General features: G+C 44.5%; 15 protein-coding genes. 11 read left to right on the plus strand and 4 right to left on the minus strand.

Annotated features, from left to right (window positions below):
- Nucleotides 1-12: 12 nt before the first annotated feature.
- From dcd to HRU23_07890, 11 genes are all read left to right on the plus strand, one after another.
- A complete protein-coding gene (dcd, locus tag HRU23_07840) occupies nt 13-594 on the plus strand; it encodes a dCTP deaminase (protein NRA54040.1) in 582 nt (193 codons plus the stop codon).
- 2 nt (nt 595-596) lie between these two features.
- Nucleotides 597-1,421: an aminodeoxychorismate lyase gene (pabC, locus tag HRU23_07845; GenBank protein NRA54041.1), complete on the plus strand. Its 825-nt coding sequence runs from the start codon at nt 597-599 to the stop codon at nt 1,419-1,421.
- Entirely contained in the window at nt 1,414-2,553 is a 1,140-nt protein-coding gene (mltG, locus tag HRU23_07850) for an endolytic transglycosylase MltG (GenBank protein NRA54042.1), read from the plus strand. The genes pabC and mltG overlap by 8 nt, the downstream gene beginning before the upstream one ends.
- A 6-nt stretch (nt 2,554-2,559) precedes the next feature.
- Nucleotides 2,560-3,186, plus strand: a complete 627-nt coding sequence (locus HRU23_07855) for a dTMP kinase (protein ID NRA54043.1) — start codon at nt 2,560-2,562, stop codon at nt 3,184-3,186.
- A 2-nt stretch (nt 3,187-3,188) separates the two neighbouring features.
- On the plus strand, nt 3,189-4,196 hold the full coding sequence (locus HRU23_07860; GenBank protein NRA54044.1) for a hypothetical protein: 1,008 nt from the start codon (nt 3,189-3,191) through the stop codon (nt 4,194-4,196).
- Between the two features lie 15 nt (nt 4,197-4,211).
- Nucleotides 4,212-4,538, plus strand: a complete 327-nt coding sequence (locus HRU23_07865; protein NRA54045.1) for a PilZ domain-containing protein — start codon at nt 4,212-4,214, stop codon at nt 4,536-4,538.
- 157 nt (nt 4,539-4,695) lie between these two features.
- Nucleotides 4,696-5,469 carry a YchF/TatD family DNA exonuclease gene (locus HRU23_07870; protein NRA54046.1) on the plus strand — a complete coding sequence of 258 codons (774 nt, stop codon included), beginning with the start codon at nt 4,696-4,698 and terminating at the stop codon, nt 5,467-5,469.
- Nucleotides 5,470-5,596: 127 nt separating this feature from the next.
- Nucleotides 5,597-5,890 (plus strand): YebG family protein, encoded by a 294-nt coding sequence (locus tag HRU23_07875; GenBank protein NRA54047.1) that lies wholly within the window; start codon nt 5,597-5,599, stop codon nt 5,888-5,890.
- Nucleotides 5,891-5,912: 22 nt separating this feature from the next.
- Entirely contained in the window at nt 5,913-6,479 is a 567-nt protein-coding gene (locus HRU23_07880; GenBank protein ID NRA54048.1) for a DUF1415 domain-containing protein, read from the plus strand.
- A 174-nt stretch (nt 6,480-6,653) separates the two neighbouring features.
- Nucleotides 6,654-7,280 carry a dUTP diphosphatase gene (locus HRU23_07885; protein ID NRA54049.1) on the plus strand — a complete coding sequence of 209 codons (627 nt, stop codon included), beginning with the start codon at nt 6,654-6,656 and terminating at the stop codon, nt 7,278-7,280.
- Nucleotides 7,281-7,375: 95 nt separating this feature from the next.
- On the plus strand, nt 7,376-7,861 hold the full coding sequence (locus tag HRU23_07890) for a putative 4-hydroxy-4-methyl-2-oxoglutarate aldolase (GenBank protein NRA54050.1): 486 nt from the start codon (nt 7,376-7,378) through the stop codon (nt 7,859-7,861).
- A 199-nt stretch (nt 7,862-8,060) separates the two neighbouring features.
- On the opposite strand, the gene iolE is transcribed toward HRU23_07890, so the two are convergent.
- The 4 genes from iolE to HRU23_07910 form a co-directional block, all read right to left on the minus strand.
- Nucleotides 8,061-8,963: a myo-inosose-2 dehydratase gene (gene iolE / locus HRU23_07895; GenBank protein ID NRA54051.1), complete on the minus strand. Its 903-nt coding sequence runs from the start codon at nt 8,961-8,963 to the stop codon at nt 8,061-8,063.
- A gap of 55 nt (nt 8,964-9,018) precedes the next feature.
- A complete protein-coding gene (iolD, locus tag HRU23_07900; protein NRA54052.1) occupies nt 9,019-10,866 on the minus strand; it encodes a 3D-(3,5/4)-trihydroxycyclohexane-1,2-dione acylhydrolase (decyclizing) in 1,848 nt (615 codons plus the stop codon).
- Between the two features lie 13 nt (nt 10,867-10,879).
- Nucleotides 10,880-12,796 (minus strand): 5-dehydro-2-deoxygluconokinase, encoded by a 1,917-nt coding sequence (iolC, locus tag HRU23_07905; GenBank protein ID NRA54053.1) that lies wholly within the window; start codon nt 12,794-12,796, stop codon nt 10,880-10,882.
- Between the two features lie 430 nt (nt 12,797-13,226).
- Nucleotides 13,227-14,237 (minus strand): LacI family DNA-binding transcriptional regulator, encoded by a 1,011-nt coding sequence (locus tag HRU23_07910; GenBank protein ID NRA54054.1) that lies wholly within the window; start codon nt 14,235-14,237, stop codon nt 13,227-13,229.
- Between the last annotated feature and the right edge of the window lie 221 nt (nt 14,238-14,458).

Consider the following 14,458-nt stretch of genomic DNA (forward strand, 5'->3'; position numbering starts at 1 on the left):
GGATCCCCGTTAATGCGTCTGAGTGATGTCGATATAAAAAAACATTTACTGGAAGGTAAAATTAAAATTGTTCCCGCGCCCGATCCACTCAGTATTTGTGGGGTAACGGTAGATATCCGTTTGGGTAACAAATTTCGAGTATTTGAAGGTCATAATGCCCCTTTTATCGACATTAGTGGCCCTAAGGCCGAGGTTCAAAAAGCACTCGATAAAGTAATGAGTGACGAAATTGTGTTAGAAAACGATGATCCTTTCATTTTACATCCGGGTGAATTAGCTTTGGCCATGACGATGGAATCGGTGACCCTGCCGGACAATATTGTCGGTTGGCTCGACGGCCGTTCTTCATTGGCACGCCTTGGTTTAATGGTTCATGTTACCGCACATCGGATTGATCCTGGCTGGTCTGGCAATATCGTTTTGGAATTCATCAATGCCGGCAAGCTACCGCTGGCGTTGCGTGCTGGCATGCCAATTGGTGCGCTTAATTTTGAAACCTTGTCTAGCTCTGCTGAGTTTCCTTATAACAAGCGGGCCAACGCTAAATACAAAGATCAAACTGGCGCGGTTGCAAGCCGGATAGGTGACGACTAATCATGAGTCAAGGAAGTGTCACGACATGGATTAATGGTCAAGCGGGCAATCAAGTGGCGGTTACTGACCGCGGCTTAAACTACGGTGATGGTATTTTTACCACCATCTTAGTGACCCAAGGCCAATGTCAAGATCTTGTTGCCCATCTGGCGCGGTTGCAACAAGGCCTCAAACTGCTCAATATCGCTACTGTTGATTACGTGGCATTAGCAGCTCAATTAACCGAGATTGCCAAAGCACAAGCAATGGCGGTGATCAAAGTATTGATTTCTCGTGGCCAAGGCACTCGCGGTTATAGCTGTGTTGGCTGTGATACGCCGTTAGTGGTCGTTACCACGAGTGATTACCCCGCGCATTATCACACGCTACGTCAGCAAGGGATAAGTTTGGGTGTAAGTACAATAGCACTGGGGCTTAATCCACTGCTTGCTGGTATTAAACATCTTAATCGCTTAGAGCAAGTATTGGTGCGCCAGCAGATTGATGACAGTGATTATCAAGATGCCGTGGTGCTCGACTGTCAAGGCTTTATCGTAGAAACTGGCATTGCCAATATCTTTTGGGTTAAAGACAATGTTGTATATAGCCCGAGTCTTGAGTTGGCAGGCGTTAAAGGCATAATGCGCGCTAAGGTCATCACTTGGTTGACCGAGGCCGGTTACCAAGTCGACACTGATCGTTACCGCTTATCGAGTATCATGAGCGCTGATGAAGTATTTATTACCAACTGTTTAATGACAGTGGTCCGAGTTAATAACATTGAACAGACGCACTTTGATCAGCGCGAGATCTTTGAGCTGATTGAGGCAAAACTACAACATGACTGAGACAGTAAGCGAGTCACTACCACCTATGCAAGCTCAAAACGACGCTAACACGGACAATACACCACCGATTAAGTCTCAGGTTAAATCTAAGTGGCGTTGGTTGACGCGAATTGTACGATTAATGGTGGTCTTATTGGTACTGGGTATGTTGGCAGCCGGTGGCGGGGCGTGGTGGTTACTGCAGTGGTTTAATGCGCCAATTACCCAGCTGCAGTCGCAACAGTTTAATGTGGTTAAAGGCGACACCGTCGCCAGCGTAAGCCGACGAATTCAGCGAGCGGGGCAATTTCCGGTGGTTTGGCCAATGCGCTTATTGGTGCTAAAAGAACCTCAGTTAGCCAAATTACGTGTTGGTACTTTCCAGCTTGACGCTAGCTTGAGTCCGCGGGCGCTATTTACTGAATTAACCAGCGGCAAAGAAATTCAATTTTCAGTCACTTTTGTTGAAGGCACCACCTTTAAACAGTGGCAACAGCAACTTAAAAATGCTCCACAGCTAAACTTTTCGGCTGAGCAAATTAGCCAGTTTAAACAACAGCAAAGTAAAAAACATTCCTACTTTGTGAAGGGTTACGATAATAGTGCAATAGAAGGGCGCTTATACCCAGATACCTACAGTTATACGGTGGGGGCGTCAGCAAGTTCCATTTTAAACCAAGCGGCTAACAAGCTCGAGCAAGAATTAGCAATAGCTTGGAAACAACGTGCTAAGGGACTGCCTTTTACCACGCCTTATCAAGCGTTAATCTTGGCCTCGATCATTGAAAAAGAAACCGGTACCAGCAGTGAACGCAGTACTATTGCTTCGGTCTTTATTAATCGAATCAACAGAAAAATGCGCTTGCAAACGGATCCTACAGTGATCTATGGCGTTGGAATAGATTATCGTGGCGATATCACTCGGGCCCATCTGCGTCATAAAAACCCATACAATACCTATGTGATCAACGGACTGCCGCCGACCCCTATTGCGATGCCTGGTCGGGCTGCAATTTGGGCTGCGCTGCACCCTGAAACTACTAAATATCTTTACTTTGTTGCCCAAGGAGATGGTAGTCACTATTTCTCACGCTCTTTGCGCGAACATAACAAGGCGGTAAGACGTTACTTACGCTCGCAAAGGAATAAATAATCTCTGATGGCTAAATTTATCGTAATTGAAGGCCTAGAAGGCGCCGGAAAATCTACCGCAATTGCAACAATCAAACAAACGTTGACCGATCACCACATTAGTGATTTTGTGGCAACGCGTGAACCCGGTGGTACGCCTTTGGCCGAAGCAATGCGTTGTTTGGTTAAGGAATCACATCCGACTGAAGAATTAACCCAAATCAGCGAATTGTTAATAATGTATGCCGCACGCAGCCAATTGGTGGAAGGGGTGATTAAACCAGCACTGGCTAATGGCCAATGGGTTGTTGGCGATCGCCATGACTTATCGTCACAAGCTTATCAAGGCGGTGGGCGTGAATTAGCATCGGTGATAGCACCGATAAAGCAGGTAGTGTTGGGGGATTTTAAACCTGACCTAACGATTTATCTCGATATTGATCCTAAGTTAGGATTGTCACGGGCCCGTGCTCGTGGTGAGCTTGATCGGATCGAACAAAACGCTTTATCATTTTTTGAACGTGCACGCGCAGTCTACCTTGAGCACGCGGCCAATGATGAAACGATTATGACGGTTGACGCCTCGCAGAGTTTGGACCAAGTACAGCAAGACATTAAAATCATCGTTAGTCAGTTTATCGAGCGTAACCTTTAATCATGTCACAATTGTCACAAAGCAGCGGTTTGTACCCGTGGTTAAAACCACTTTATCAACAGTTAACCAGCGGGTTTACTGCGGGTAAATTACACCATGCCATGTTAATTCATGGCGTTAGTGGCCTTGGCAAGCGACAACTGAGCCAGTATTTAGCGCAATTTTTTCAATGTCGCAGTCCGCAAGCACATAACAGCTGTGGCCAATGCCAAAGCTGTCTGTTGCATAGCGCAGCCACTCACCCTGATTGTTACTTTATTGAGACAGCCGCGGACAAATCGTCCATTAGTATTGAACAGATCCGAAAAGTTCAAGCGTCAATTATCAATACCGGCTTAACCAATCCCATTCGGGTGGTGGTGATTAATGACGCGCATCAAATGACCACGTCGGCGGCTAATGCTTTATTAAAGGTATTAGAAGAGCCACCAAAACATGTCTATTTCGTGCTTACTTGCTCGCAACGTAGTTTGTTACCAGCAACAGTAATTAGTCGCTGTTTGGCGCTTAATGCAGCAAGTGCGCCAGCAGAAAAGTTAGCCAGTTGGGTCAGCCAACAAGCGGGACTGACGTTAACCGCCAATCAGCTGGCTTTATTTAGTTACTCCCCCCTTGATGCACTCGCTGGGGTAACCAATGGGCAACTGGCCTATATTGAGCAGCTACGCTTGGCGGTGATTGACGTTATTCTGGCAAATAGTGGTGTAACGACAGCACTTTATCCGTTAATTGATGTGGTGAAAACCAGTGATGTCAGCGCCGAACGCAGTTTAACCTTAATCCATTTGTTGCTGATCGATTGCGTCAAAATTGCCAGTGGTCTTAGCAGTAAAACTGCGTTTGAATTAACAGCGGCCGATCGGCATGCAATAAGCCTGTTGTCACCACAGCGTTTATTGGGCTTTGAACAATCGCTCAATCAACTCAAGCAATTGTGTGTAAGTCAGCCAAGTACAAATAAAGTATTACAACTGCAACGTCTTATAGTAGAATTTATGGTTGAACCTTAATATAAAGGATTGTTGATGTTAGAGTTAGTTGCAGAATATGAAAACGTAAACCAGTTATATCGCGCTTACATGCCTTTTGTGACTCATGGTGGTGTTTTCATATCTACACGCGTTGAAATTAATATTGGCGAGCCAGTTAAAGTGGCGCTAACACTACCTGATGACCTAGAACCAACGGTATTTGAGTCTAAAGTTGTGTGGCTAAATCCGGCGGGTGTGCAAGGGGCAAGGCCGATTGGTGTCGGTGTCAGTTTACCCAGTGATAATATCAAAATTAAAACGCTGATTGAGCAAGTATTAAATACCAAACTCAACGCGGTTGAAATTACAGCAACAATGTAATCGCTATAATTACCGCTTACATTTACTGCTTATCAGCACCAGAACCCCTCGACACAACAATCTCCGTATCTTTTTATCAAGCTGGCATTGGTTTTGACCAAGGCGGGTTTTACAAGTTTAGGTAGTCGCGATCGCAATGGCGCCGCGCTAAAAAATTATTATGCTTATAGATTCACATTGTCACCTTGACCGCCTCGATTTATCGCTTTATGACGGTAAACTATCGAACGTAATTGCAAATGCTAGTGCCAACGATGTTAGCGAAATGCTTTGTGTCAGCGTGACGTTACAAACCTTTAGCGCGATGCTCGAGACCATTAAACCTTTCCCGTCAGTATATGCAAGTTGCGGCCAGCATCCGCTTAATCAAGAAGATGGCTTTAATATTGAGTTATTACGACAACTGGCCAACGATCCACGAGTGATCGCAATTGGTGAAACAGGACTTGATAACTTCTATGCCCCACAAACCCATGATATCCAACGCGCGAGCTTTATTGATCATGTTACGGTCGCAAACGAGCTCAATAAACCACTAATCATCCATACCCGTGATGCGCGTGATGAAACCATCGCGATCTTAAAAGAAGGCCAAGCAGACAAAGTCGGCGGGGTATTACATTGCTTTACCGAAAGTTTAGCCATGGCCGAACAAGCGATGGACATGGGTTTTTATATTTCGATTTCTGGCATTGTAACCTTTAACAATGCGGGTGAATTACGCGAGGTGGTTAAAGCCTTACCGTTAGAGCGACTATTGGTTGAAACTGATTCTCCGTATTTGGCGCCGGCACCACATCGCGGCAAGCAAAATCAGCCAGCCTATGTGCGTGACGTCGCCCAATTCATTGCCGATTTAAAACAAGTGAGCTTAGAAGAGCTGGCCGAAGTAACCAGCAATAACTTTAGAAAATTATTTTTAGCGAAATAAGCGCAGCAGGATAACGCGCTTGTTCGCACGCTAATCTCGAATGATTTGACTAAAAAGTTTAAACCCACTTGCATTACTGTACGACTATACAGTAAAATCGGTTTATAATGACTAACGGAGCATTGCTATGATCGAAATAGAATATATTGTTAAAGACCACAAAGGGGTAGAAAAATTGCGTACCGCAGATAAAAAAGCCGCCGATGCCTATGACAAAGCCTTAGATAATGCTGACATTTTACAGCAGTTATTTCGCCATGATCAGGTTTTACCGTCTTTATCTGATGATGATTTAGAAAGCCTAACAGTCTACCTTGCACTAAATGCTAAAAATGTTGAACGAGCGCTCAAGGGTAAAGAGCCTGAGTACGATAGCGCAGATGAGACCAGCAACGTTGCTGAGATTGCTGCAGTTAGCTAATAATTAAATTGAAACCATTAAAATGAATGAACAACAGAGCGACTTGACAGCCCCGACCATCATTAAGCAGTGCCAAAAATGGGTCGAGTCGGTGATTATCCGATTTAATATTTGCCCCTTTGCCAAAGCTGAAATTGAACAGCAAACTGTCGATTACCATGTCGTAAAACAGGGCTCGCTTGAGAGCTACGTTAGTGCGTTGCTTGAGCAATGCCAGCGACTTGATCAACAATCAGAGATATCGACTTCATTGGTGATTTACCCCGATCCTGAACTTGATTTCGACAGTTACCTTGAATTGCTTATGATCAGTGAACATGTGATGGCTGATGCCGGATATGACGGTATTTACCAACTGGCCAGTTTTCACCCTGATTATTGTTTTGAACAAGCAGATCAAGATGATGCCGCCAATTATACCAACCGGGCGCCATACCCTATATTGCATTTAATTCGCGAAGATCACATCACCAAGGTGCTAGCCGACTTCTTAAAACCAGAGCAGATCCCGCAACGTAACATCGACTTTACCCGCCGCAAAGGGCTAGAGCAGATGACCGCAGCGCTGGCGCAGTGTTACAAGGTATAAACATCTAGTCACTTACTTAGCTAGCTCGGCACTTATTTCATCTCTGGGCTCGTTAGGTATCAAAATTCGCTATTGAGTATGACTTTTATAAATCGATAGCGTAAAATCTGCCAATTATTTTGACGATCAGTTATTCACAATAAAATATTGTGGTTTAAATTTTAGGGAATTTGTATGAAAGCTCAATTAGTCCAAATGTTCACCATGCAGGACAAGCTAAATGCTGCCATTAATCCGTCTTGGATTACCGATGACAGCCAAGACTGGTTTTGTGCTGTATTGGTTGAGGGCAGCGAAATGATCGATCATTACGGCTGGAAATGGTGGAAACATCAAACGCCTGATCTTGATCAAGTAAAATTAGAGCTGGTTGATATTTGGCATTTTCTAATGAGTGCTGAAATTAAGCAGCAATCAGGTGCAACTACTGCTGCCTCAATTGACGCTGCAGCGGCTAAATGGCAACTGGTATTTGAACAAGCAACAGACAAACAAGCTTTCTTAGCCTTGGCTAAGCAGCTAGTTGGTAAGTCGGCGTTGGGTGAGATCCCATATCAGGAATTCTGCGCGCTGATGACCAGTGTCGATTTTGACTTTTCTGACCTGTACAAATGGTATATCGGTAAAAATGTTTTAAACTATTTCCGTCAAGATCATGGTTACAAAGACGGTAGTTACCTTAAAGTATGGCAAGGTCGTGAAGATAACGAGTACTTGGCCGATGCGTTAAGCGAACTTGATTGTGATGAGCAACTTGGTGATAAAATTTACCAATACCTCGCACAAGCTTACCCACAATAATAACCACGAATAGCGATTATATAAGATAGCGGGGTTGCCAATATCCTAATCCAGTGATAAAAAAGTTAACGCTTATTACTGTTTTAGGATCCCGCATGTTAGATTTACTCCCCGATTTATGTGACAACTTTCCCAGCCAAGTTAAATTATTCCAACCTATTTTTAAGTCCTATGGTGGCCGAACCATTTTTAGTGGCGAGATAGTGACGGTTAAATGTTTTGAAGATAACTCCTTAGTAAAAGAACTGGTTAATCAACCGGGTCATGGCCGCGTTATGGTCGTTGATGGGGGCGGATCGCTGCGTAAAGCTTTATTAGGCGATATGTTGGCTGCTGCAGCAGTAGATAATGATTGGGCAGGCTTGGTTATTTTTGGGGTGATCCGTGATGTCGGCACGATTGCGACTTTAGATCTTGGTGTTCAGGCCTTGGGCACTTGCCCGGTTAAAACCGCAAAGCTTGGGGTTGGCCAGCTCAATGTCGAGCTTGAATTTGCTGGGCAAGTGATAAAGCCGGGGCAGTATGTCTATGCAGATCTCAATGGGGTTTTAGTATCAGAGAAAGCGTTAAGTCTTTATTAGCCGATATTAATAGTATTGGCCTTGTTGTATTAAAGTGTTGCCATTTGAGCAGCAAGTCGCCGTAAATCCTTCCATGGAGGCTCTGGCGCAGCATCCATGCTGCACAAGCTTGCTTTATCAAACACCAACACTTTCAATGTATTACGAAGCTAGTTACATTTAAGATGAACTGAGCCGATATTATTGGAGCTCACAAGGATTAATCGATGGTTAATTGCAAACCAGCTTGCTCGGCAAGCGCGACGATATTATTAAATCCTAGGGTTGCGTATGTCAGTGGATCAGCAATCGCAGGATCTTGCTCAGCTTCTACCACTAACCAACCGCTGTATTCCAATTTGCTCAGCGCTGCAAAGATCGCATTATAGTCAATGCCACCATCGCCAGTTACGGTAAATACACCATTTAATACTGAATCTAAGAAGCTTAGATTACGATTTTTAGCGTCTTTTAACACCGCTAGTCTCACGTCTTTAGTGTGGACATGCGCGATGCGTGAACCGTGTTTTTCGATAGTGGCTAATGGATCGCCGCCAGCATAAATAAGGTGACCACTGTCGAGCAGTAAACCCAGCGAATTGCCAGTGTGCTGCATGAGCAAGTCAATTTCATCGCTCGTTTCAACCACGGTGCCCATATGGTGGTGATAAGCAAGGCGCACGCCCTGACTTAAGCAATAGTCAGCTACCTGAGTTAAACGTTGGCCGAACTCTTGCCATTGATCCGCTGCCAGCTTCGGTCGTTGAGTTAACGGCGTATCTTGTTCACCATGAATAGCACCAGTGACTTCGCAATATACCATTACTGTTGAGCCGCCTTGTTTGAGCAGCTGCAAATGATCTTCAATCGCGACTAGTTCTTCTTCAACACTGCGCTCAAGCAACTGACCACTAAACCAACCAGAAATTAATGCCAAATCATGTTCAGCTAACACGGCATTAAGCTGTTCGCTTTGGCGTGGAAATTTGTTACCAAGTTCAAAACCAGCAAAACCCGCTTGGCGGCCTTCGCTTAGGCACTGTTCTAATGGAGTATCGGCACCTAACGACGGTAAATCATCATTGGTCCAGGTTAGGGGATTGATCCCAACGCGTACTGTCATAATATGTTTTCCAGATCAGGTGATGGTAGCGGCACATGACCGCTATCATCAAAAATTAATAAGGTTGATTGTTTTTATGCTGTTGGTAATTCTGTTGTTGCGTTGCTACTTTGTCACTAACAGATACTTCTGGAATAGCAACATCCCACCATGAGTCACCATTATCGGTCAGAATATAAGGGTCGGTATCAATCGCAATTAGGTAGCTGCGATCTGCTGACTTAGCTCGCTTAATTGCTTGTTCTAATTGCGCGATTGAACTAACCGATTCAGCGAGCGCGCCCATTGCTTTAGCGTGCGCGGCGAAATCGAGTTTTGGTGCGCCTTGTTCAGCGGTATAGCAATCTTCTAACAAGTTATTGAAAGGTTCATTGCCCGTTTCCATTTGCAGACGATTAATACAGCCATAGCCACGATTGTCGAGTGCGATGATGATAATTTTTTGACCCATCATGACTGATGTCGCAATTTCAGAGTTCATCATCATGTACGAACCGTCACCAACGACAACGAAAACGTCACGATCTGGACTGGCCATTTTAACCCCAAGACCACCGGCTATTTCATAACCCATGCAAGAGAAGCCATATTCGACATGGTAACTTTTACTGTCATCACAACGCCATAGACGGTGCAATTCGCCCGGTAAACCACCGGCGGCGCATACCACGACATCACGTGGATCCGATTGACGTTTAACCGCGCCTAATACCTGAGCGTCACTTGGTAGCAGGGCATCAGAAGTGGCGGTAGCCACTTCATAAACGCCACGCCACAGTTGATTAACGTGATCAATTCGCTCGCTCCACTGTGGCGCTGACTCCCAGCCCTTTAACCCCGCTGAAAGTTGCTGCAATGCAGTTTTTGCATCGGCTTGCAGTGGCATTGCATTGTGCTTGTTGGCGTCAAACTGGCCAACATTAATTTGAACCAACTTATTTGGTTTATCGTTAATAAAGGTTCGTGATTGGGTGGTGAAATCTTGTAATCTAGAACCAATAGCGATAATTAAATCAGCTTCTGCAGCCAACGTATTGGCTGCCTGACTACCTGTAACACCGATGCCGCCAACAGCATAAGGGTTGGTCCAATTAAGACTACCTTTGCCAGCCTGAGTTTCGGCAACGGGGATTTTATGGGTCGTTGCAAATTCTGCCAACACCTCGGTGGCCAGTGAGTACTGAACACCACCGCCTGCGATAATCAGTGGTTTGGTCGATTGACGTAATAAAGCAATAACTTGCTCGAGTTCAACGGCGTCAATACCAGGACGACGAATGCGATGAACACGTTTTTCAAACATCTCAACCGGATAATCAAATGCCATCGCCTGAACATCTTGCGGCATTGCTAAGGTAACCGGGCCACAATTTACAGGATCGAGTAACGTCTGCATCACCACTGGTAAGCTATTGATTAACTGCTCAGGGCGATTAATGCGATCGAAATAACGGCTGACTGGCTTAAAACAATCATTGACCGAAACTGTCGGGTCGCCAAAACATTCGATCTGCTGCAATACCGGATCAGGCGTGCGGTTGGCAAATGTATCACCCGGTACAAATAACACCGGTAAACGATTTACATGCGCTAAGCCTGCTGCGGTTACCATATTGGTGGCACCTGGGCCGATTGATGTCGTACACATCATCATTTTCTGGCGGTTATGCTGTTTGGCAAATGCAATGGCAGCATGGGCCATACCTTGTTCGTTGTGCGCTCGGTATGTTGGGAAGGTTTCACGTTCCTGATATAATGCCTCACCAAGACCTGCAACATTACCATGGCCAAAGATTGCAAAAGCGCCGCTGAAAATTGCATCAACTTGGCCATCTGTTGCTAAGTACTGCTGTTGCAAGTACTTAATTAACGCTTGAGCGGCTGTTAAACGTATAGTCGTCATCGTACTTCCTTCCTTATGCTTTACGGTTGTGCCAAGCATTAACCAGGCGCAAATAATTGTGCTTCACTTGAGCAATAAACTCATTGTCATCGATATCGCCTTTGAGCCAATCTTTACTTGGGCTACTGAAAATTGAGCGACCCACTGCGAAACCCTTGCAAATTGGGAAGTCAGCGCTGGCTTTAAATGCCGCTTCAAGCTCGCTTAATGGCGCGTCTAATCCCAGTAATATCACACCACGACAGTGCGGAGCACGCTGCTCGATTAGATTTGTTATGTGTTGCCATGCCGAAGTGGTTGGCGCTGGTAATTTCCACCAATCGGGTTGAACACCTAAATTATAAAAGCGTTCCATGCCAAGCAATACGGTGCTGTCGTCTTGCGACATGTCTGCTGGCGGAATAATTTCAAGTAATAACTCATGACCACTAATACAACACGCTTTATATAATTCAATCACTTGGCGTTCTTGTGCTAAGCGCAGGTTGATTTCGTCTGCAGGGTGAAAGAACACTAAACATTTAACAATGTGTTCTTTAGGCCAGCTTTTAAGACGGCTACCAATTGAACGACCACCTTCAAGTTCGATTGGACGTGAACTAGGCTGTTCAACCGGGCGACCGATCCACCAATTGCGACCCGTAACTTGGTTAAGCGCATCTTGACCGTACGTATCATCGATAAGTACACCGGCTTGGTAGTTATTAAAATCAGCACTTTGTGAGCCTTGTGTTGCGGCCGTTACTAAAAGCTGTTTTAGTTTACTGATCCGGGTAGGATCTGCATTAACTTCGCGTGCCATATCATAAAATTGCTTACGATGATCAAAGGCTAAAATACACAGTTCATCCCAGCGGGCAGGTGTTCTAGTGGTCACGCGATGCAAGTGATTAAGCTCAGGGTCTAAATCAGGGCGGGCAATCGTATGCTGACGTGCTAGATAATTGTCTAATTCTTCAGCTGATGGAATAGCCGGTGCACAGCCATGGCGTGATACGACCAAGGCACCACAAGCGTTGGCATAAGCACAACATTTTTCGTAACTTTCATCACGTAACCAACCACGTAAGAAGCCACTTAAAAATGCATCGCCAGCGCCAAGCACATTAAGTACATCGACTTGCACGCCGTAGGTTGTATGCCCTTCATCTAGCGTATCAGGAATAGCAGCATCGAATACCGAACAACCTAATGCGCCACGTTTAACGACTATTTCAGCATTACTTATTTCACGAATTTTTCGTAAACAGGCAATGGTATCGGTACTGCCAGCCGCGATATGAATTTCTTCTTCAGTACCAACAATTAAGTCACATAAAGGTAAAATTGACAATAAATGCTGGGTAACCGAGTCGTTAGATACGAAGCGGTTATCACCTTCGCCTAAGCCAGTTAAGCCCCAAAGTACCGGGCGATAATCGATATCTAAAATGACCTTAGTACCTGCAGCTCTGGCGTATTCAATTGCTTTTAAGCTGGTTGCATTGGTTTGCTCGGTCGAAAAATGAGTACCGGTAATGAGTAATGATTTGCTTGATGCAATATATTCAGGGCTAAAATCGCTGGCATCAACCGCCATGTCAGCACAGTCATTACGATAAAATAATAACGGAAAGCTGTCGTTATCTTTAATCGACAACAAAACCAGACCCGTTAAGCGCTTAGGATCTGTTACCACGTGGCTAACATCACAGCCTACGCGTGCTAATTCTTCGCGCACGAAGTTACCCATCTGCTCGTCACCAACGCGCGTTAACATCGCTGATTTTAAACCCAAGCGCGCGGTACCAAATGCAATATTGCCTGACGAACCACCTAATGATTTGCTAAACGATGAAATATCTTCAAGTTTACTGCCTATTTGTTCACCATAAAGGTCAACAGCGGCACGGCCCAGACAAATGACATCTAAATGTTTTTCAGTTTGCATAAAATATAAATTCCTTCTGAGATTTAATTAAGCGTTCACAAATCAATTAGTAAGCTTTGATCGTCAACTGAACTAACTATTCACGTTATCGCAATCATAGAATGTGTATTCCAGAAAAGCAACGTTTAGAATGTATATATTTGGTTAGGGGATTGTTTAATTTATCATTAAGGCCTAATTGTGCAGCGCCTGTGACGCTCAACAACACATTATCACGGCGATTGTTTTAACGCGAAATAATTAAATTATTCGTATAAACAATTAGTTGTAGTAGTGAGTGCTAGGGTGTAAATAAAAAAGTTAATGGCTGTCGAATTGTATTTTGATTAATAACGCGATGCCAAAAACATCGCGATAAATTGGAATATAGTCGCTTAATATATTTAAGCGTCGGTTATTTTATTGCAAAAATGGGTCTGAGCGGGCCGAATCATCGTCGTTTAAGATGCGACGTTCGCACAATCAATTTACCCGGCGCAATATATTTATCGTGATCTTGCTCGTCATTTTCGAGTCGACGAATAGCTTCAGCGGCCAATTGTGCGATGGGTTGCTGATAGGTCGAAAGGTTGTAGCTAGTCGACGCGCCAAGCTCGATACCATCGAAACCGACAATGGCGATATCAACTGGCTGCTCACAGTGACGAATCGCGTCAATTGAACCTACCGCAAGATTATCATTTTCACAAAACATCGCGTCAATCGTTGAGCCATGATCTGAACTTGTCAGATGATTAGTTAAGGTGTCGAAACCCGCTTGGCGTTGATAAGAACCAGCGTGTAATACCAAATCAAGCTGAAAACCATGGCGGGTAAGACCATCTCTAAAGCCGTCAATGCGTTCTAAATGCGTCGAGTCACTTGGCGGGCCTTGCATATAAGCAAATGTTTGGTGTCCCTGGCGTACTAACAATTCGGCAATTTCTTTGCCGCCTCGATAATCATCGGTATTGACCACTTGAATGCCGGCAATACCACTGTCGCGATACAACACGATGAGTGGGATATGACGAAGGTCTTTGACGGTATGGACAAAAGCTTCTGGCAGGTTTGCGCCCAAAAAAATCACCCCATCAACCTGAAACTGATCAGCGAGCATTAACGCAGCATCATAGCTGTGATCAGCATTGATATTAATCAGCATGGTTATGTAACCTTTACGCTGAAGCTGACTCGTGACTTCATTTAGCACCAACAGTATGTTGGGATTAGTAAACTCATCAACCACTAAACCAACAATGTTAGAACGCTTTTGGGTCAGGCTACGGGCAAGTAGGTTAGGGCGATAACCGAGTTCTTGTGCGGCTTTTTTTACCCGCTTTAGACTTGCAGGCGAGATTGATGCCCCCGAGGTAAAAGCACGCGACACTGTCCATTTTGAAACCCCAGCAAGCAGTGCAACATCGCTAGCAGTGACCTTGTTAGCACTCTTTGCGGGCATGGTATTTACTGCATTCGTTACATTTGTGGTATTGGTTTTTTTAGCCATAAAGTTGTTTATTACTTGCCGTTTTACTGAGTTGTTTTCTATTCTAATTGCAATTAACACTAAATACATCTTTTTATTGTTTATGCTCCCGGTTGCAAGCTATTTAAGCTTAGGTAGCGTTAGCAATGATCGTAATCGTTATAAATATTAAGCTTAATAAATAAGATGATTTT

The organism is Gammaproteobacteria bacterium (assembly GCA_013214945.1).
Lineage (GTDB): Bacteria > Pseudomonadota > Gammaproteobacteria > Enterobacterales > Psychrobiaceae > Psychrobium.

Coding starts and splice junctions, on each gene's coding strand:
- HRU23_07890 (NRA54050.1), top strand. CDS start 7,376: ATGTTAGATTTACTCCCCGATTTATGTGACAACTTTCCCAGCCAAGTT.
- HRU23_07910 (NRA54054.1), bottom strand. CDS start 14,237: ATGCCCGCAAAGAGTGCTAACAAGGTCACTGCTAGCGATGTTGCACTG.
- HRU23_07880 (NRA54048.1), top strand. CDS start 5,913: ATGAATGAACAACAGAGCGACTTGACAGCCCCGACCATCATTAAGCAG.
- HRU23_07860 (NRA54044.1), top strand. CDS start 3,189: ATGTCACAATTGTCACAAAGCAGCGGTTTGTACCCGTGGTTAAAACCA.
- HRU23_07875 (NRA54047.1), top strand. CDS start 5,597: ATGATCGAAATAGAATATATTGTTAAAGACCACAAAGGGGTAGAAAAA.
- dcd (NRA54040.1), top strand. CDS start 13: ATGCGTCTGAGTGATGTCGATATAAAAAAACATTTACTGGAAGGTAAA.
- HRU23_07855 (NRA54043.1), top strand. CDS start 2,560: ATGGCTAAATTTATCGTAATTGAAGGCCTAGAAGGCGCCGGAAAATCT.
- mltG (NRA54042.1), top strand. CDS start 1,414: ATGACTGAGACAGTAAGCGAGTCACTACCACCTATGCAAGCTCAAAAC.
- iolE (NRA54051.1), bottom strand. CDS start 8,963: ATGACAGTACGCGTTGGGATCAATCCCCTAACCTGGACCAATGATGAT.
- iolC (NRA54053.1), bottom strand. CDS start 12,796: ATGCAAACTGAAAAACATTTAGATGTCATTTGTCTGGGCCGTGCCGCT.
- iolD (NRA54052.1), bottom strand. CDS start 10,866: ATGACGACTATACGTTTAACAGCCGCTCAAGCGTTAATTAAGTACTTG.
- HRU23_07885 (NRA54049.1), top strand. CDS start 6,654: ATGAAAGCTCAATTAGTCCAAATGTTCACCATGCAGGACAAGCTAAAT.
- pabC (NRA54041.1), top strand. CDS start 597: ATGAGTCAAGGAAGTGTCACGACATGGATTAATGGTCAAGCGGGCAAT.
- HRU23_07865 (NRA54045.1), top strand. CDS start 4,212: ATGTTAGAGTTAGTTGCAGAATATGAAAACGTAAACCAGTTATATCGC.